Annotated in this window: 17 protein-coding genes and 2 tRNA genes; 13 read left to right on the forward strand and 6 right to left on the reverse strand. The window is 63.6% G+C overall.

Translation table 11 applies throughout. The features are described 5' to 3' along the window. The first annotated feature begins 201 nt into the window (after positions 1–201). Complete coding sequence (locus tag B0G69_RS00960) at positions 202–1,779, forward strand: acid phosphatase (RefSeq protein ID WP_121315259.1); 1,578 nt, start codon at positions 202–204, stop codon at positions 1,777–1,779. 318 nt (positions 1,780–2,097) lie between these two features. Beyond that, a complete protein-coding gene (locus B0G69_RS00965) occupies positions 2,098–2,481 on the forward strand; it encodes a DUF427 domain-containing protein (RefSeq protein ID WP_121315260.1) in 384 nt (127 codons plus the stop codon). Positions 2,482–2,791: 310 nt separating this feature from the next. Here B0G69_RS00965 and B0G69_RS00970 read toward each other — a convergent pair. Continuing rightward, positions 2,792–2,865: transfer RNA gene (locus B0G69_RS00970), tRNA-Arg, on the reverse strand. A 311-nt stretch (positions 2,866–3,176) separates the two neighbouring features. After that, positions 3,177–4,007 (reverse strand): undecaprenyl-diphosphate phosphatase, encoded by an 831-nt coding sequence (locus tag B0G69_RS00975; RefSeq protein ID WP_121315261.1) that lies wholly within the window; start codon positions 4,005–4,007, stop codon positions 3,177–3,179. Positions 4,008–4,633: 626 nt separating this feature from the next. Here B0G69_RS00975 and B0G69_RS00980 point away from each other — a divergent pair. From B0G69_RS00980 to B0G69_RS00990, 3 genes are all read left to right on the forward strand, one after another. Beyond that, a complete protein-coding gene (locus tag B0G69_RS00980) occupies positions 4,634–5,542 on the forward strand; it encodes an aldose epimerase (RefSeq protein ID WP_121315262.1) in 909 nt (302 codons plus the stop codon). A 266-nt stretch (positions 5,543–5,808) separates the two neighbouring features. Next, positions 5,809–6,507, forward strand: coding sequence for a peptidoglycan DD-metalloendopeptidase family protein (locus tag B0G69_RS00985; RefSeq protein ID WP_121315263.1), 699 nt, complete (start codon positions 5,809–5,811; stop codon positions 6,505–6,507). Between the two features lie 201 nt (positions 6,508–6,708). Next, complete coding sequence (locus B0G69_RS00990; RefSeq protein WP_121315264.1) at positions 6,709–7,035, forward strand: hypothetical protein; 327 nt, start codon at positions 6,709–6,711, stop codon at positions 7,033–7,035. A gap of 37 nt (positions 7,036–7,072) precedes the next feature. Here the strand turns inward: B0G69_RS00990 and B0G69_RS41695 are convergent, their stop codons facing one another. Further along, positions 7,073–7,210: a hypothetical protein gene (locus tag B0G69_RS41695; RefSeq protein WP_158608917.1), complete on the reverse strand. Its 138-nt coding sequence runs from the start codon at positions 7,208–7,210 to the stop codon at positions 7,073–7,075. A gap of 658 nt (positions 7,211–7,868) precedes the next feature. Continuing rightward, positions 7,869–8,603: a pentapeptide repeat-containing protein gene (locus tag B0G69_RS00995; protein WP_121315265.1), complete on the reverse strand. Its 735-nt coding sequence runs from the start codon at positions 8,601–8,603 to the stop codon at positions 7,869–7,871. Between the two features lie 108 nt (positions 8,604–8,711). On the opposite strand from B0G69_RS00995, the gene B0G69_RS01000 reads away from it, so the two are divergent. Next, entirely contained in the window at positions 8,712–9,029 is a 318-nt protein-coding gene (locus tag B0G69_RS01000) for a DUF2288 domain-containing protein (protein WP_121315266.1), read from the forward strand. Then, positions 9,026–10,387 carry an MATE family efflux transporter gene (locus B0G69_RS01005; protein WP_121315267.1) on the forward strand — a complete coding sequence of 454 codons (1,362 nt, stop codon included), beginning with the start codon at positions 9,026–9,028 and terminating at the stop codon, positions 10,385–10,387. Before B0G69_RS01000 ends, B0G69_RS01005 begins: the two co-directional genes overlap by 4 nt. A gap of 250 nt (positions 10,388–10,637) precedes the next feature. Here B0G69_RS01005 and B0G69_RS41300 read toward each other — a convergent pair whose 3' ends face one another. Continuing rightward, on the reverse strand, positions 10,638–10,805 hold the full coding sequence (locus tag B0G69_RS41300) for a hypothetical protein (protein WP_199731130.1): 168 nt from the start codon (positions 10,803–10,805) through the stop codon (positions 10,638–10,640). A 171-nt stretch (positions 10,806–10,976) separates the two neighbouring features. Here B0G69_RS41300 and B0G69_RS01010 point away from each other — a divergent pair, with 171 nt between their 5' ends. The 5 genes from B0G69_RS01010 (at position 10,977) to B0G69_RS01030 (ending at position 13,743) form a co-directional block, all read left to right on the forward strand. Further along, a complete protein-coding gene (locus tag B0G69_RS01010; protein ID WP_121315268.1) occupies positions 10,977–11,156 on the forward strand; it encodes a hypothetical protein in 180 nt (59 codons plus the stop codon). Between the two features lie 514 nt (positions 11,157–11,670). Further along, positions 11,671–11,829, forward strand: coding sequence for a DUF3309 family protein (locus B0G69_RS01015; protein ID WP_121315269.1), 159 nt, complete (start codon positions 11,671–11,673; stop codon positions 11,827–11,829). 93 nt (positions 11,830–11,922) lie between these two features. Further along, positions 11,923–11,999 (forward strand) — tRNA-Pro (locus B0G69_RS01020). A gap of 272 nt (positions 12,000–12,271) precedes the next feature. Beyond that, positions 12,272–12,730, forward strand: a complete 459-nt coding sequence (locus tag B0G69_RS01025) for a histidine phosphatase family protein (RefSeq protein ID WP_121315270.1) — start codon at positions 12,272–12,274, stop codon at positions 12,728–12,730. Positions 12,731–12,930: 200 nt separating this feature from the next. After that, the gene (locus B0G69_RS01030; RefSeq protein WP_121315271.1) at positions 12,931–13,743 is read left to right on the forward strand and encodes a GNAT family N-acyltransferase; all 813 of its coding nucleotides are present in this window, start codon (positions 12,931–12,933) and stop codon (positions 13,741–13,743) included. Positions 13,744–13,857: 114 nt separating this feature from the next. Here B0G69_RS01030 and ppx read toward each other — a convergent pair whose 3' ends face one another. Then, the gene (ppx, locus tag B0G69_RS01035; protein ID WP_121315272.1) at positions 13,858–15,483 is read right to left on the reverse strand and encodes an exopolyphosphatase; all 1,626 of its coding nucleotides are present in this window, start codon (positions 15,481–15,483) and stop codon (positions 13,858–13,860) included. 201 nt (positions 15,484–15,684) lie between these two features. On the opposite strand from ppx, the gene ppk1 reads away from it, so the two are divergent. Further along, positions 15,685–17,748, forward strand: a complete 2,064-nt coding sequence (gene ppk1 / locus B0G69_RS01040; protein ID WP_121315273.1) for a polyphosphate kinase 1 — start codon at positions 15,685–15,687, stop codon at positions 17,746–17,748. The last annotated feature ends 21 nt before the right edge of the window (positions 17,749–17,769 follow it).

The following is a 17,769-nucleotide window of genomic DNA, read 5'->3' on the forward strand; positions in this document are numbered from 1 at the left end:
ATGTGCGCTATCGAAGTCGGCGAGCATATTTCATTTTCATGTCTAATAAATGACGCCAAGCCGACGAACATTGATCGCAAAAGGCGTTTCGTAATTAATTACATCTCTCTGTCAAATTCCCTCGTCAAACTTTCCCCGGCGGTCGTTCGTGCAAGGAACGCGCGCGGCCCGTCCCCAACGCGAGAGAGAGAAATCATTCAAATGAACAAGAAACTGATCTGCGCGACGCCCGTCGCGATCGCAGCGGCACTGAGTCTGTACGCGTGCGGCGGCAGCGAAATCACCCAGCCTGACATCTCGTCGATCAAGACGGTCGTGGTGATCTACGCGGAAAACCGCAGCTTCGACAATCTGTACGGCAACTTCCCGGGCGCGAACGGTCTGCAGAACGTGAACGCGGCGAACTCCACCCAGGTGGACCGCGACGGCACGCCGCTCGCGACGCTGCCGCAGGTATGGAACGGCCTCACGCAAACCGGCGTGACGCCGGTGGTCACGCAGGCAATGACGGCCAATCTGCCGAACACCCCGTTCGCGATCGACGACCCGAAGGGTTTCAACACGCCGATCACCGCGACGACGCGCGACCTGTATCACCGCTTCTACGAGAACCAGATGCAGATCAACGGCGGCAAGAACGACAAGTTCGCCGCCTGGGCGGATTCGGGCGGCCTCGTGATGGGCCACTACTCGCTCAACGCCGACAAGCTGCCGCTCTGGAAGATCGCGCAGCAATACACGCTCGCCGACAACTTCTTCATGGGCGCATTCGGCGGCTCGTTCCTGAATCACCAGTGGCTCGTCTGCGCGTGCACGCCGATCTATCCGAACGCGGACAAGAGCCCGGCAGCCGCCTCGATCTCGGCGGTGGAAAGCGACGGCGTGACGCTTAAGGTCGCGTCGAACTCGCCGGCCTCGGCGCAAAGCGGTCCGCCAAAGTACGTGCTGTCGGGCAACCTGACGCCGGACTTCTACGCGATCAACACCATGCAGCCGCCGTATCAGCCGAGCGGCAACAAGGCGGCCTCCGGCGGCGACGCGAATCTCGCCGATCCGAGCCAGGCGACCACGCTGCCGCCGCAAACGCAGAAGCACATCGGCGATCTGCTGAACGACGCAAAGGTGTCGTGGGCCTGGTACGGCGGCGCATGGGGCGCGGCGACCGCGGCGGCGCAGAACGGCACGCCGAACGTGATCTACGGCGCGAACCTGACGGCACCGAACTTCCAGCCGCACCATCAGCCGTTCAACTACTTCGCCGACCTCGCCCCGGGCACCGCAAACCGCGCACAGCATCTGCTCGACGGTGGCATGGGTGGTTCCGAGTTCATCAAGGCAATCGATGCGGGTACGCTGCCGCAGGTATCGTTCTACAAGCCGCAGGGCAACCTGAACGAGCACCCGGGCTACACCGACGTCGCGAGCGGCGACCAGCACATCGCCGACGTGATCTCGCATCTGCAGAAGAGCCCGCAGTGGAACAACATGCTGGTGGTCGTGACCTACGACGAAAACGGCGGCTTCTGGGATCACGTCGCGCCGCCGAAGGCCGACCGCTGGGGCCCGGGCACGCGCATTCCGGCGCTGATCATCTCGCCGTACGCGAAGAAGGGCTACGTCGATCACACGCAGTACGACACGACGTCGATCCTGCGCTTCATCACGCATCGTTACTCGCTGCCGACGCTGCCGGGTATCGCGGCGCGCGACGCGGCGCTGACCAGCAACGGCGGCAAGCCGCTGGGCGATCTGACCGCCGCGTTGAATATCAGGCATTAAGGACGTGGCAGCCGGGCGCGGCGCGTTGGTTTCGGCCCGGCTATCCATGCCGGCCCTCGCGGGTCGGCAACAAGCAATCGACAAGCAACAGTCCGCCTGATGGCGAGACTTCGACGGGCAGCTTCGGCTGCCCTTTTTTTCGTCCTGCGCATGGCCGGCGCGGCCTGTCCGCTTCTCCACCGTCGAGGCGCGCGTCGGCCGCACGCGTTTTCGTGAGCGGCGTATGCTTCGACCCAAGGCGCGAGCGTTCCCTTCGACGCCGCCCGCCATCCTTCCTCACGCGCGGCAGCACTGCCCGCTCATCAGGAGTTCGACAAGATGACTGAAAGAACCATCAAGGTCCCCGGTCCCGCTCATCCCATCACGGTCGAGCCGGCGCGGGCGCGCGTGGTCGTGACCGTAGCCGGACGGGTGATCGCCGATACGCACAAGGCGCTGGTGCTGCGCGAAGCGGCGTATCCGCCGGTGTATTACGTGCCGCGCACCGATGCCGACATGACGTTGCTGGAGCGCACCGATCATTCGACTTACTGCCCGTATAAGGGCGACTGCGCGTACTACAGCGTACCGATCGGCGGCGAGCGGACGGTGAATGCGGTGTGGACGTATGAGGCGCCGTACGCGTCGGTGAAGGAGATCGCGCAGCATCTGGCGTTTTATCCCGACCGCGTCGATTCGATCGAGGTGCAGGCGGACAACTAGAAACTGCCTGCGTGGCGAAGCGGCCGATGTCCCGCTTCACGGTGCGCGTGAGGGCATGCGATCTCTTCACTGACGCTCACACCGGCCAGGAACCCGTCAACGCATTGGATACCACCAGCATCGGCGTAGGGAGTGTGGACTGAGAACGTGCGTGGAACGGCGCGCCGAACTGCTAGCTGCGATGAGCAACCGCGAAACGCAAACGAAGCGCGTTCAGTCAAGCCTGGATACGACAGCCCCACATCGCGCACGCGAAACGCGCTGCGCCGCGAACGGCGGCGCTGCGCATTGGAACCACACTTATCTGAAGTACGGCAGGAGGGACTCGAACCCCCCACCCTCGGCTTAGAAGGCCGATGCTCTATCCAGCTGAGCTACTGCCGTAATGGAGTGAGGCGATGCAACAACCGCGCACTACGTGCATCGCCCGCAATGAAAACCCGCGTACGGGAATGTTGGAACCTGGGCTCGCGCAAGCCACCGGTTCGTGCATACCGAAATTGTAACTGACCGGGCCGGCGACCGGAAACCCGGCGCCACGCGCTATGGACCGCTTCGATCCGGCGACCCTCGCCAAGGCATGTCAGGAAACTCATCCACACGCACGAATAAACGGGCCCGGCAACTTGAGCCGGGCCCGGATTATAACCGATCGCTCCCTGCGCGCGAGTACGCGAAGGCCATGCCGAACACCCTCAGGCCGGTTGCGGATGCAGCGCAAACCAGCCGAGGAACACGATCCCCGCGATCACGCAGTACACGCCGAACGAAGCCAGGCGTCCACGGCCTTCGAAATAGCGCATCAGAAAACGCACGCTGAGATACGCGGCGATCGCGGTCAGCACGCCACCCAGCAGCGCGTCCGCGAGTTGGCCCGGCGCATGGAACAGCTTCGGCAATTCCAGCACGCCGGCCGCGAAGATGATCGGCGTGCCGAGCAGGAACGAGAACTCCGCCGCCTTCTCCGCGGTCAGCCCGGCCGCATTGCCGGCGATCATCGTCAGGCCGCTGCGCGAGAAACCCGGAATTAGCGCGCCGATCTGCGCGAGGCCGACAAAGAACGCCTGGCGGAACGTGAGCTTTTCCGGCGGCTGATGCGCGCGCGAACGTTGCAGGCGATCCCCGAACCACAGCAGCACGCCGTTCACGATCAGCGCGATCGCGACGATTCGCAGGTCGTGAAAAATCCGCTCGAGGCGTTTTTCGAGCAGCAGCCCGACCAGCCCCGCCGGAATCGTGCCGATGATCAGCGCCCACATCATGTGCGCGTCGTCGTTACGACGTCCGCCGAACGAAGCGAAGAAGCCGCGCACCAGCGCGCACCAGCGCTTGCGGAAATACCACAGCAGGGCGAACGCGGTGCCGAGGTGCAGGGCGACGAGGAACGGCAGCAACTGCGGCGCATGCTTGTCGATATGCATGCCGAACAGGGCTGGCACGAGCAGCGTATGACCGAGGCTACTCACCGGGAACAGTTCGGTGACGCCCTGCAGCACGCTCAGAAAAATCAGAAACGACAGATTCACGCGGCGGTCCTTGTAAGGAAAATGTGAGGTAAATGCACGCCGCGAAAGGGAAATCGGGCGAGCAAAAGCGCACCGATTATGCCTGGCTGCAATGTCAGCGCCAAGCGTCAAGGTCACATTCGGGGAAATATTGATGCGCTGCGTCACAACTGGAAACCGTTGTTACGCCGCGGCAAAGAAACGGGCTGCCGGAAGCGGCCCTGGTTTGATCGCAGAGAGTGATGCCGGTAAGACGAGGCTTGAATCAGGTCCCGCGCGAAATCCGCCCTGACCCGGCGGCTACGCGCAAAAAAAAATGCCCTAGTCAGCGTTCGAGCTTGTGAAAGAAGTAGAAGGTGCTTGCCGCGAACATGCCGAACAAAGCCAAACCCATTGCCATTGCGAGATCCATAACGCCTCCTGAGCCGATCTCGCCCGGTAGCCGGAGTACCGGGCAGTCAGACGAATTATCGTGAGGGATCGCCTTTTTGCGACACCCGCAATTTCCCCAGAAGGGTTTCCCCGTAGCGCAAAGCAGCGCAAAATCCTTTTCTCGCGTAGCGCCGGACACCCGCTGCGCGGGCCGCAGCAAACCACGCCCGCCCGGCCTTTGCCACTTTCAACCCTCACTGACCAGCTAATCGACCATGCCGCTTTCCCCGCAACAGGACATTCTCGAGATCGCCCAGGACGCCTCCGTGCTCCGCTTTTCGCCGCAAGCCGGCGGTCGTCTGCTGTCGTGGACGATCGACGGTGAAGAGGTGATCCATTGGCCCGAGCACGCCGACTGGAGCCAGCCGGCGCGGATTCGCGGCGGCAACCCGCTGCTCTTTCCGTTTCTCGGGCGGCATCGCGTCAATGGCGAGATCGGCTTCTGGCGCGACGCCAGCGGCACCGTGCGCGAGTTGCCGATGCACGGCTTCGCCCGCGACCTGCCGTTCGAAGCGCACGCCGACGTACACGGCGCCGGTCTGCGCATGGTCCTGAACGACAGCGCAGCGACTCGCGGCGGCTATCCGTTCGGCTTCCGTTTCGAGGCGGCGTATAGCCTCGTCGATGCGCGCACGCTGGACGTCACGTTCACCACCACCAATACCGGCGACGCGCGCCTGCCCTACTACGCCGGCCATCACTTCTATTTCACGCTGCCGCACACACAGCGGGGTGAAACCACGATCGAGCTGCCGCGCACCGAGCGGCGCTACCAGCAGGCCGATGGCTCGATCAGCGCCGCCGAGCCGGGCGAAGCACGCTATACGCTTGACGAAGCGCGCATCCTCGACCGCTTCCATTGCCTCGCCGGTACGCCGGATCGGCCGGTGCGGCTCGTCGCGCCGGGCCTCGAACGGGTCGTCACGATCGATCTGCAACGGCCGGGCTCGGTGCCCTGGTACGCGGTCACGACATGGACCGAAGCCGCCGAGTCAGACTTCTACTGCGTCGAGCCCTGGCTCGGTCTGCCGGACGCGATCCACAACGGCATGGGATTGCGCTGGCTCGAGCCGGGACAAACCGAGACGGCGGCGCTGCGCATCAGCGTCGAAAAGACGGCTTGAGAGCGGGGGGCGGTTGAGGCTTTGGCAGCCGCTTTTGCAGCGGCTTTCCGCCCCGGCCTTGACGACGTTCTCACGAACTTCAGTCGCCGGTTTTCACGACCCGGACGGCCGCCCCGCGTCACATTCCGCGCCGCGTCGCGCACCTCACAGGTCCGCCCTGCCGCCCCGTTTCTGGATGCTGCAGTGCAAAACCGTTAGAATCGGACGCTTTGCATCTACCTGCCACGTGATCGGGATCGGCGCGCGGCAGCGCTTTGCGAGGTCCTATGCTGGGAACAACAACAATGATGAAACGACTCGCCTGCGCGTCGTTGCTGGCAGTGCTCGCCGCGTGCGGGTCGGCGCCGGTGGGGCCAGGCTTCTATCGGGTCGAACGGGGCGATACGCTGTCGAAGATCGCGCGCAGTAACCGGCAATCGGTGCAAAGCATCGTTCGCTGGAACAATCTGACCAATCCGGACAGCATCGAGGTCGGCCAGGTGCTGCGCGTCGCGCCGCCCGGCGGCACGGCATCGACGAGCGGTGCGGTGCGCAGCAGCGGCAATGGCAGCGCGTCGGCGGCGCCGCGCCCCGCACCGGCGGAAAGCGCGCCGGCGTCGACGATCTCGCTGGTGTGGCCGGCCGACGGCACGGTGATACGGCGCTTTAACGGCGCCAATTCGAAGGGCATCGACATCTCGGCGGCAGCGGGTACGCCCGTGGTCGCCGCGGCGTCCGGTACGGTGGTGTATGCGGGCAACGGCTTGCGCGGTTACGGCAATCTGCTGATCCTCAAACACGATTCTGAGTATCTGACCGCCTACGCGCACAACCGCGTGCTGCTCGTGAAGGAAGGCGAATCGGTCAAGCGCGGCCAGAAAATCGCCGAGATGGGCGACACCGATACCGACCGCGTGATGCTGCATTTCGAGCTGCGCTATCAGGGCCGGTCGATCGACCCGTCCCAAGCGTTGCCCCCGCGCTGAACGCATGCGAAGCGCCACGCGTCGTCAGCGTATCGGCCGGGTGCTTCGACGTTCGTGTGGGCCGCTGTTCCACACGCCTGTGCCGCGCCGGGCATGCGCCCTGTAATCGGAGCGCGGGAACCTGGCGTGCTATAAAGCGCTCAATCCAGAAAGACCCGGCCTCGCGCCGCGTCTTTCTCCGTTATCTGTAAGGAATCTGCAATGAAGAGCGCATTGGCGGCCGTCGCGACGGCCGCAGCGGTTGGTCTCGGCCTGTTGACGTTGGGCAGCCTCAGCGGCTGCTCCAGCACCACCACCATGACTTACCTGCCGAGCGGCGACACGGGCTTCGCGATCAACTGCAGCGGCAGCGACGCGAGCGCCAGCTGGGCGCAGTGCTACAAGCAGGCGGGCGAAGTCTGCGGCAACTACGGCTACGACGTCGTGTCGAAAGACGTCGACAACGGGGCGACCTCGGGCGGCTCGGTCGGCGGCATTTTCGGTGCGAATGTTAAAAACCGATCGATGGTGGTTCGCTGCAAGCAATAAAAGCGGCTGCGGCATACGCACTGTCGCGCCGCGCGAGTTAGCGGCCGCGCCAGCGTCCGGAGCGCGGATCGATGCGCGCGGCAAAGCGGAACAGCACGCTGAGCGCGATCGGCAAGACGCCGAGAAAAATGATCAACCAGGTCATGGCCGGCGCGATGAAAAGATAATCTTTCATGATCCATTGCACATATGAATCGGCCGTGACTCATGCGGCCAAAGGATGAAAAAAAGCCCGGCACGAGGCCGGGCTAACGGGGGTTCGGCGCATATCGGCAAAGGACCGGTTCACCATGCGCCAGAAGGAAATGTAACAACCCCCATTTACATGCGCAATCGATTAATTTCGCAGGCAATGTGACGCGGCGTACGGAATCCGCGCGCCGGGAATAAAAATTGTCGGGATTAAACCGGTTAAAACCGCCGCGCGCTTCGACGGCCGACATAATCGATGTGGCGAGTCGAAAACGCAAATGCCGCGGCGAACCGCACCAAACAAGGCTCTGGAAAAACTCGCGCCAATGGCCTGATGAAAGGCTTCTGGCCGATTTTAACTAACCGGTACAGCCTAAAACCGACGCTTAACGCTTTGCGTAGCTTGGTGCGCCAACGCACCAAAAAATGGATTAACCGATAATCAAGGTCCGGACTAACAACATTATTTGTTCACAAGAAAATTCGCGAACAGCGGAATAACGATAGTACTAAATCAGCCGATCAATTCGATCTCGAATCCAAACGACCTTCCGAGTTCGACATTCAAATGACAAATACCGGCGCAATCGTTTGGCTTGTCCGATTAACGAATCCGGCTGGCCAGAAACCGAAAGCAGAATTCACATCACTCGCAAACCGAGTTCGGTGACGAGCACCGCGGCCTGCTGATGCGAAATCGTCGCGCCTTTGAAAAGCGCGGCATCGACGAGCCGCACGCCACTGAGATCCGCCTCGCGCAGGTCCGCGCCGTCGAAACGAGCGCCCTTCAGATGCGCGTCCTTAAGGCTGCCGCCATCGAAAACCGCCTCGCGGAAATCGACTCCGGCGAGGTCGGCGTCGGAGAAATCGAGCTGCTGCAGCGTGGCCTTGCGAAACGACAGGCCGCGCAGATGCGCGCCCACGAGCAGGGTCTCGGCAAAGCTCAATCCCAACGCCGTGCAAGCCTCGAAATTCGCGCCGGTCAGCTTGCAGCCGCGAAACGACGCCGACGCGAGCTTCGCGCGCCGCCAGCTGGTGTTGTTCAGATCGCTCGACTCAAAGGTGGCGTCGACCAGATCGGCCGAGCCGAAATCCGCCTCACGCCCACGGCAACGGACCCAGCGGGTATGCGACAGCGCCGCGCCGAAAAAGGACGCCTCCGCGATCGTGCAGCGATGAAATTGCGCACCGCGCAGATCGAGTCGCGACAGATCGGTGCCCTCGAAATCGCAGTCGGTGAAATGAAGCGGCACGGCGTGGCCGGCATCGGCGTGGCGCGCGGCGAGCAGGCGCTCCATGTCGGCGCGTGTGAGCGTGGCGTCGCTCACGGCGCCGCTTTGCGTGCCCGCGGCGGGCGTCGTTGAATGCAGTGACATGAAGGTTCAGAATCGATTTTCGAAAGACCTCAAGCGTACCGGAAGCGCGCCGTTCTGGCGGCCCGCGCCGATGGTTTATAGTAACGGCCCCGTCAGAACCCGCTTACGATGACTTCCAACGACGCCACCCACAGCACCCACAGCCCGCTGTACGCCAAGCTGCTCGCCGAGACCGCGAAGATCGGCTGGACCGAACTCGAACGCTTTTTCGCGCGCGGCATGCTGCTGCGCGTCGCGCGCGATCTCGATCTGGTGAGCGTCGCCGAAGCGATCGCCGGCGACGACACCGCCCAGGTCACGCAATGGGTGTCCGCCGGCCTCGTCGAGCGCGTGCAGGCGGAGACCGCCGCCGATTTCGCCGCGCGCGACCCCGACCTGTGGGCGGTCGTGGTGTCGCCGTGGGTGTGCGTGCAGGAACGCACTTGAGCGAAGCCGCACGCGGCGCCGATGCGCCCGCGTCCGCTGTTCCAGTGCGCTGGCATCGCCGGGTGCTGGCGCTCGCGTTTCCGATCGTCCTCGCCAACCTGACGCAGCCGATTCTCGGCGCGGTGGACACCGCCGTCGCCGGTCATCTGGACGGCGCCTCGTATCTCGGCGGCGTCGCGCTCGGCGGGCTGTTCTTCAACTTCGTGTTCTGGGGCTTCGGCTTCCTGCGCATGGGCACCACCGGGCTCGTCGCGCAAGCGCACGGCGCGGGCGATCACGCCGAGTTGCGCAACACCGTCATTCGCGCGCTGCTGATGGCGCTCGCCATCGGCACGGCGGTGCTGGCGCTGCAACTCCCGTTGATCGATTACGCGTTGCGTGCGCTTGGCGGCAGCGACGCGGTGCAGCGGCACGCGCGCATCTACTGCCATGCGCGGATCTGGGCCGCGCCGCTTGCGCTCGGCAACTACGTGGTGCTCGGCTGGCTGCTCGGCACGCAGCGGGTGCGGCTCGCGCTGCTCTCGCAGGTGTTCATCAACAGTGTGAACATCGTCGCGGTGCTGCTCTACGTGTACGGCTTCGACTGGGGCGTGGCCGGCATCGGCGCGGCCACCGCCACCGCCGACGCGCTCGGCTTCGTGCTCGGCGCGGCGCTGCTCTGGCACGGCCGACCGCGCGGCCTGCCCGCGCTGAGCCGCGCCGCGTTGTTCGACACGGCGGCGCTCAAGCGTCTGATCGTGCTCAATCGCGACATCTTCGTGCGCACGCTGTGCCTGCTGTCGTCGTTCGGCTGGTTTGCACATCTCGGCGCGCGGCAAGGCGACGCGACGCTCGCCGCGAATGCGCTGCTGCTCAATTTTCAGACCTTCATGGCGTATGGACTCGACGGCTTCGCGCATGCCGCCGAGGCGCTCGTCGGCGCGGCGATCGGCGCGCGCGACCGGCACGCGTTCGCGCAGGCGGTCAAGGTCACCGCGCTGTGGTCCTCGCTCGGCGCGCTGTGTTTTACGCTGGTGTACTGGGGAGCGGGCGCGTGGATCGTCGAACGTCTGACCGATCAGGCCGCGGTGCGCGTTGCCGCCGAAACCTACCTGCCGTGGGCCGCGCTTTCGCCGCTGGTGTCCGTGTGGGGTTTTCTGCTCGACGGCGTGTTCATCGGCGCGACCCGCACGCGCGAACTGATGATCTCGATGCTCGTGTCGCTGGCCGTGTTCGTGGCGGTGTCGTCGGCATTGCTGGCGCTGCACGGCAATCACGGTCTATGGGCCGCGATGATGATCTTCATGGCCGCACGCGGCATCACGCTTGCGCGGTATTTGCCGGGTGTCGTGCGTGGTGCGGGGGGCGCCGCGGCGTGAACGTCGTCGCCCGGGCAAAACTCGGATAAGCCGCGCATTGGTGCTTGCGCACGCTTCACGTGGCGCACTATTCATTTCGCATTGCGGTACCCGTTACGGCTTGAAACAAGCGCATACATATCGCCGGCGACGCTCGTCCTAGAATCATCTCAGCCCGCGCTCTCCGCGCGAACAGTCTGCGCGGGTCAGAAGCACCGGCGTGCCCGCGCCGGGTGCTTCGCCTCCTTAATCTGCCTGCGCCCTTGCTTCCTCAAGGCGCAGCGGAGGCAGGCACCATCGACGGCGGACGTGTATCGGTGGGCACGCCGTGATAGTCGGCGGGATCTTCCGGCGGGCCCTGATGGTGGCCGGACGGCTTGTCCGCGCAGCCGGCAAGACCGGCGAGTAGCAGCAAGGCAATCATCGGAACGCGGAACATAGTAGTCGTTTCTCCAAACGTAGGCGGATATCGGCGGCCATGCGGCCACCGGAGCGCCGTGAGTCTACCCGCAAAGCACGATACGCGACGCCGCGGCACGCTTACCGCCCCTGTCATTTCGCGATGCGTGATCTACTATGAAATCATGGCCGCTTGTAAGAGGAGACTGTCATGGACGCTGAATCGATCGCGGGTCTGGTCGGACTTGCCATAGGCCTGAGCGTGCTGCTCGCCTTGTCGATTTTCGAATCGAGAACGTACAGGCGCGAACACGACGGCGAAGGGATGCTGCACCACTGGCTGACTCACCAGCACCTGCATATGCCGCATTGGAGACGCCCGCGGCACTGAGCGTGGCGCGGGGGCTTGCGCGGTGCGCGACTGAATGGTTGATGCGTCGTATTGGCGTGGTCGGATCGATGTCGGCCACGTCTGTCGTTCTCAGGTGACGCAGGCAGCCTGAAAAAATCGGCTGATGCGGCGGGTTGCGCCGCAGGGAGCGCCGCGCGTCGCATGCCAAATCGCATGCCCGGTTCCGACGGGCGTTAATCGACCTGACAGTGCATCACGCGCTTGCGGCTGCGCGCGCCCCACACTCTCCTCACGCAGTACGCTACGAATACGCGCCACGTGCGTGGCTTTTCTGCGTCGTCACAAAACCTCCCCCGCTTCGTCGCGCCAACCGTCGCACTCGCGCACACGCCTCGCCGATTGTCCTGTTCATTGCCGCTTCGCAGGCACATGCCTTGCTGAGCATGAGCTTGCCAAGCACGCGCAGAATGCGCGTCAACGTCCCGGTGCGCACGCGCCGGACCAATCGACGATGCGGCCCAGTCACTCCAAGGGCCGGACAGGGAGAACTCAAATGACCATTGGAACCATCCTGCTGATCGTGCTCATCCTGCTGCTGATCGGCGCGTTGCCAAGCTGGCCGTACAGCAGCGGCTGGGGCTACCGCCCGACCGGCCTGATCGGTGTCGTGCTGATCATCGTGATCGTATTGCTGCTGATGGGACGCATATAACGCATGTAAAAGGCGCCCTTGAACGCCCTTTTCAGTCCGACGCAATTCGTGGTTGACTCTGGCATCCAATGCCACGTAGAATCTCGGATTCGTCGGAGCGTAGCGCAGCCTGGTAGCGCATCTGATTTGGGATCAGAGGGTCGAAGGTTCGAATCCTTTCGCTCCGACCACGAAAAGCAATACGAAACCCGCGTAGCCTTCGGCTTCGCGGGTTTTTGCTTTTGGGCTCCCCGCTTTGCGTTTTCACTTTTTTGCCGCCCGTCCGATATGCGTCGCGTGAATGGAAGCATAAAAACGCGACGCCCCTCAGCTTGCGAACCACCAGCTTCGCATGCGACAGTGATTGACGATTGAATAAAAAGCCAATGCTGCCTATCGAGGCAACTATGGCGGCAACCACGGCCGCAACTAGCGCACCGCAACCAGCGTCAAGGAGACACGCATGGATCTGATTCTCTGGCGTCACGCCGAAGCCGAAGATTTCGCCGCCGGCGATCTTGCCCGCGCCCTCACCACGCGCGGCCGCAAGCAGGCGCAAATCGTCGCCAAGTGGCTGCGCACCCGCCTGCCCGCCGACGCCGTCGTGCTCGCGAGCCCCGCAGTGCGCACCATTCAGACCGCCGAGACGCTCAGCGACCAGTATCGCGTGGTGCGCGAGCTCGCACCGAACGCCAGCGCGGCCGACGTGCTCAACGCCGCCGGCTGGCCCAAGGGCATCGCGCAGACCGTAGTGATCGTCGGGCATCAGCCGACGCTCGGCCACGTCGCCGCACAGTTGCTCGGCGACAGCAGCGCAAGCTGGCCGCTGAAAAAAGCCGGCGTGTGGTGGATCGCGAGCCGCGAGCGCGACGGCGGCGAACAGGCCGTGTTGCGCGCCGCCATCACCCCTGACCTGGTGTGAGCCGGCAGGCATAAAGGGCCTTCGGCGGCACCCGGTTCGCATGCATCCGTCATGCGCGCGCACGACGCCCGACATTACAACCCGCGCGCACGCGGCTTACGGGCAGTCATCCAATCGTCATGGCTTTGCCATGCGAGCGTCACCGGGCGTTACTACATTGGCGAAAAAAGAAATCTTCCTTTTTTCGACCAGGACCCCCAATGCGAGAACTGCCGACGCCCACCCTGCCCCTCGCTTCGATCTTCGAAACGCGCCGTCTGCCGCGCGCCGAGGAAACGGTCACCGCGCAGCATCGGCTGCAAGTCACATGGGCGCGCACCGACGAAGAGTTGCGCGAAGCGCAGCGGCTGCGCTACCGCGTATTCGCCGACGAAATGGGCGCGCGTTTGACGGGCCCCGCGGGTCTCGACGTCGATGCGTTCGACGCTTACTGCGATCACCTGCTGGTGCGCGACCTCGACACGCTGAAAGTGGTCGGTACCTATCGCGCGTTGCCGCCGCATCAAGCCGCGCGCATCGGCCGCCTGTATGCGGAGAGCGAATTCGACGTGTCGCGCCTCACGCACCTGCGCGCGAAGATGGTCGAAGTGGGCCGCTCGTGCGTGCATCCCGACTATCGCAGCGGCTCGGTGATCATGTCGCTGTGGGCCGGGCTCGCCGCGTACATGAAGCACAACGGCTACGAGACGATGCTCGGCTGCGCGAGCGTCGCGATGGTCGACGGCGGCCACTACGCGGCGAACCTGTATTGCTCGCTGCGCGAGAGCGCGCTGACGGCACCTGAATACCGCGCGTTCGCGCATACGCCACTGCCGGTCGATGAATTGCAGACGGGCGTCGATGTGGCACCGCCGCCACTCGTAAAGGGCTATCTGCGTCTCGGCGCGAAGATTTGCGGTGCGCCCGCCTGGGACCCCGACTTCAATACCGCGGACTTTCTGACGCTGTTCCGTCTGTCCGACATCAATGCGCGCTATGCACGTCACTTCCTCGGCGATGCGTTACCGCGCTAAGTGCGCATGGCGTGATTGACGCAAAAAGAAAAAGCCCGGCGGTGGTCGCCGGGCTTTTTCATTCTGTCATCCGTTCATCCGTTCACGACGCGCATCACGAGCGGCAAACGCCTGTCACTCGTCCGTATAGACGACGCGATACGGAATCCCGACCTTCTCCCACTCCGCGGCTTCCTGGGTCAGGCTGTAGTCGGTCAGCGGATTGTTGGCCACCCATTCGTTCGGCAAGCGCACCTCGTAGCCGCCATTGGCTTGCGCGACCGTGATGCCCGGCAAACCGACATCCGCACGCCGGCGGCACAGCAAAGCCGCGAGCCGCAGACAGAACAGCAGCGGCCATTCCACCTCGCGCGTTTGCGATAGCTTGCCGAGTTTGCCCGCATGACCGAGCACGAGCGCGGCGAGCCGCGCCTGGTCGGTGCGCGAGAAACCCGGCATGTCCGCATTGCTGGCGATGTAAGCCGAATGCTTGTGATAGGCGCTGTGCGAAATCGACAACCCGATTTCATGCAGCGCCGCCGCCCAGCCGATGAACATGCGGTTTTCCAGGCGACGCTCTTCGTCGGGCTCCCCGAACTGGTCGTAAAAGCTCACCGACAGGTCGGCGATGCGCCCCGCCTGCGCACGATCCACGCCATAGCGGCGCATGAAGCCTTCCACCGTCACCGTGCGCATGTCTTCGTGCTGCGAGCGGCCCAGCAGGTCATACATCACGCCGAGGCGCAGCGCGCCGTCGGTGGTGTCGACGTAATCGACGCCCAGTTCGTCGAACACCGCGATCATGATCGACAGACCACCGGCCAGCACCGGAATGCGGTCGCTCTTCAACGCGACCAGCTTCAGCCGGTTGACGTTCTCGGCCTTGATCAGCGCACGCTTGAGCCGTTCGAGCCCGCCGCGCGAAATGCCGTGCGTGACGCCCGGATCGTTGAAATTATTCGCTTCGACCAGTTCCGCCAACGCGCGCGCAGTGCCCGACGAACCGATCGCCTGCTCCCAGCCAGTCTTCTTGTACTCGGCGGAGATGATCTGGATTTCGCGGCCGGCGGCGAGTTCGGCCTGGCGCATCGTGTATTCATCGACGTTACCGGCCGGGAAAAACGCGCGGCTATGGCTCACGCAACCGATATACAGACTCTCCATCTTGATCGGCGTGTAGTGCGACCCGATGATGAATTCCGTCGATCCGCCGCCGATATCGACCACCAGCCGCTTACCCGGACTAGCCGGCACGGAGTGTGCGGCGCCCGCGTAGATCAGACGCGCTTCTTCGCGCCCCGCGATCACTTCGATCGGAAAGCCCAATGCGGCCTGCGCCTCGCCGAGAAATTCGCCGGCGTTCTTGGCGATGCGCAATGTATTGGTGGCGACCGCGCGCACGTGATCGGGATGAAAGTCGCGCAGCCGTTCGCCGAAACGCTTGAGCGCATCCCAGCCGCGCACCTGCGAGGCGCGATCGAGCATCTTGTCACGCGACAGACCGGCGGCAAGGCGCACGGGCTCGCGCAACGCATCGACTTGATAAATCTGGCTGCCCGCGTCGGTTTCCTCGACCCGGCCGACGATCAACCGGAAGCTGTTCGAACCGAGATCGACGGCGGCGAGAAGTTGTGGCGTATTGACCATCGGGTATGCGGACTCCATGCGCGCGAGCGCGGCGGCAGTGAGCGCAGAGGACGTTGCGGGACCACCCGCTGCTCTGGACGCCTTGTGTCCGGCCGCGCTGTTCAAAGACGCCATTCTAAGCGTACGGGGCCTCACGGTGTCACCTCACGGAGATGCGGGTACCCCATGGTCCCATACACACTGCGTCATATTGACGACACGCAACGAATCGGGCGTACAATAAAAAATTCAAGAATGTCATAACAAAGTAATCTTACTGTGAGAATTTCCGAGCGTCTTTCCGCCTCTCTACCTGACATTCCATTCTCGCTGCCGATGTCCATCCGCTATCCCTTATTGAATCGCGAACTGGGCATTCTGGGTTTCAACGAGCGTGTGTTGGCACAAGCTGCCGACCCAGCCGTCCCTTTGCTCGAACGCCTGCGCTTCATCTGCATCACCAGTAGCAATCTCGACGAATTCTTCGAAGTCCGCATGGCCGGACTGCAGGAACAGATGCGCGACAACCCCGGCGCACTGTCGCCGGACGGCATGTCGTTGCAGCATGTCTACGACCTCGTGGTCGAGCGCGCGCAGAAGCTCGTGCATCGTCAGTACACCATGCTGCACGACACGGTGCTCACCGCGCTCGAAGCGGAAGGCATCTATTTTCACGGCACCGAAGCGTGGAACGAAGCGCAGACCGAATGGGCGCGCAACTACTTCTTCGACGAACTGCTGCCGGTGCTCACGCCGATTGGTCTCGATCCCGCGCATCCGTTTCCGCGCGTGCTCAACAAGAGCCTGAACTTCGTCGTCGAACTCGAGGGCAAGGACGCGTTCGGCCGCCAGGCGATGATGGGCATCGTGCAGGCGCCGCGCGCGCTGCCGCGGCTCGTGCGCATGCCGCAGGATCTGTCGGGCTATCCGCACGGCTTCGTGCTGTTGAGCTCGCTGCTGCAGCGCTTTGTCGGCGAGTTGTTTCCGAACCTGGTGGTGCGCAGCTGCAATCAGTTTCGCATCACGCGCAATAGCGAGTTGTTCGTCGACGAAGACGAAATCACCAATCTGCGCGTCGCGTTGCAGGGCGAATTGCCGGCGCGCCATCTGGGCAACGCGGTGCGGCTCGAAGTGTCGGCGGAGACGCCCTCGCATGTCGTGCGGCGGCTGCTCGACGAAAGCGGCCTCTCCACCAAGGACTGCTACTTCGCGGACGGCCCTGTCAATCTGGTGCGGCTGATGCAGTTACCGGAAATGGTGGACCGGCCCGATCTGAAGTTCGTGCCGCATATTCCCGCGACGCCGTCGCAAATCGCCAACAGCACCAACATGTTCGATGTGATCGACCAGGGCGATGTGCTGCTGCATCATCCGTACGAGAGCTTCCAGCCGGTGCTCGAACTGCTTTTGCAGGCGGCCAAAGATCCGAACGTGATGGCGATCAAGCAGACCATCTATCGCACCGGCACCGACTCGCCGCTGATGGACGCGTTGATGCAGGCCGCGCGCAACGGCAAGGAAGTCACGGTGGTGGTCGAGCTGCTCGCGCGCTTCGACGAGGAAACCAACATCAATTGGGCCTCGCAACTCGAAGCGGTCGGCGCGCACGTCGTGTACGGCGTGGTGGGTCACAAGTGCCACGCGAAGATGATGCTGATCGTGCGGCGCTCGTCGGTGGGCGGCAAGACGACGCTCAAGCGCTATGTGCACCTGGGCACCGGCAACTATCATCCGCGCACCGCTCGGCTTTATACCGACTTCGGCCTGATGACCGCCGATCAGAGAATTTGCGAAGACGTGCACCACGTGTTCCAGCAATTGACCGGCATCGGCGGTGAACTGAAGCTGCACGAACTGTGGCAGTCGCCGTTCACGCTACATCCGAAACTGGTCGAGGCGATTCGCGCCGAAGCCGAGCATGCGCGCGCCGGCAAGAAGGCACGCATCGTCGCCAAGATGAACGCGCTGCTCGAACCCACGGTGATCGCCGAGTTATACGAAGCATCGCAGGCGGGCGTGAAGATCGATCTGATCGTGCGCGGCGTGTGCTCGTTGCAGCCCGGCGTGCCGGGGCTATCAGAGAACATCACGGTGCGCTCGATCGTCGGGCGCTTTCTCGAACACCACCGGATCTTCTACTTCTACGACGGCGGCAAGGAACAGGTGTATCTGTCGAGTGCCGACTGGATGGATCGCAACTTCTTCCGGCGCGTGGAAGTCGCGTTCCCGGTCAACAGCCGGCGCCTGAAGCGGCGTGTGATCGCGGAAGGGCTGTCGGCATTTCTCGGCGACAATCAGACCGCGTGGCTGATGCAAAGCGATGGTCACTATCGCCGGCGGCGGCCGGGCAAGTCGTCGCGCAATGCGCAGATGAGTCTGCTCGGGAAGTTCTGTCCGTAACGATGGCTACGGTGCTCGCCG

This window comes from Paraburkholderia sp. RAU2J (assembly GCF_003634845.1).
Classification (GTDB): domain Bacteria; phylum Pseudomonadota; class Gammaproteobacteria; order Burkholderiales; family Burkholderiaceae; genus Paraburkholderia; species Paraburkholderia fynbosensis.

Coding starts and splice junctions, on each gene's coding strand:
- B0G69_RS00960 (WP_121315259.1), top strand. CDS start 202: ATGAACAAGAAACTGATCTGCGCGACGCCCGTCGCGATCGCAGCGGCA.
- B0G69_RS00965 (WP_121315260.1), top strand. CDS start 2,098: ATGACTGAAAGAACCATCAAGGTCCCCGGTCCCGCTCATCCCATCACG.
- B0G69_RS00980 (WP_121315262.1), top strand. CDS start 4,634: ATGCCGCTTTCCCCGCAACAGGACATTCTCGAGATCGCCCAGGACGCC.
- B0G69_RS00985 (WP_121315263.1), top strand. CDS start 5,809: ATGCTGGGAACAACAACAATGATGAAACGACTCGCCTGCGCGTCGTTG.
- B0G69_RS00990 (WP_121315264.1), top strand. CDS start 6,709: ATGAAGAGCGCATTGGCGGCCGTCGCGACGGCCGCAGCGGTTGGTCTC.
- B0G69_RS41695 (WP_158608917.1), bottom strand. CDS start 7,210: ATGAAAGATTATCTTTTCATCGCGCCGGCCATGACCTGGTTGATCATT.
- B0G69_RS00995 (WP_121315265.1), bottom strand. CDS start 8,603: ATGTCACTGCATTCAACGACGCCCGCCGCGGGCACGCAAAGCGGCGCC.
- B0G69_RS01000 (WP_121315266.1), top strand. CDS start 8,712: ATGACTTCCAACGACGCCACCCACAGCACCCACAGCCCGCTGTACGCC.
- B0G69_RS41300 (WP_199731130.1), bottom strand. CDS start 10,805: ATGTTCCGCGTTCCGATGATTGCCTTGCTGCTACTCGCCGGTCTTGCC.
- B0G69_RS01010 (WP_121315268.1), top strand. CDS start 10,977: ATGGACGCTGAATCGATCGCGGGTCTGGTCGGACTTGCCATAGGCCTG.
- B0G69_RS01015 (WP_121315269.1), top strand. CDS start 11,671: ATGACCATTGGAACCATCCTGCTGATCGTGCTCATCCTGCTGCTGATC.
- B0G69_RS01025 (WP_121315270.1), top strand. CDS start 12,272: ATGGATCTGATTCTCTGGCGTCACGCCGAAGCCGAAGATTTCGCCGCC.
- B0G69_RS01030 (WP_121315271.1), top strand. CDS start 12,931: ATGCGAGAACTGCCGACGCCCACCCTGCCCCTCGCTTCGATCTTCGAA.
- ppx (WP_121315272.1), bottom strand. CDS start 15,483: ATGGCGTCTTTGAACAGCGCGGCCGGACACAAGGCGTCCAGAGCAGCG.
- ppk1 (WP_121315273.1), top strand. CDS start 15,685: ATGTCCATCCGCTATCCCTTATTGAATCGCGAACTGGGCATTCTGGGT.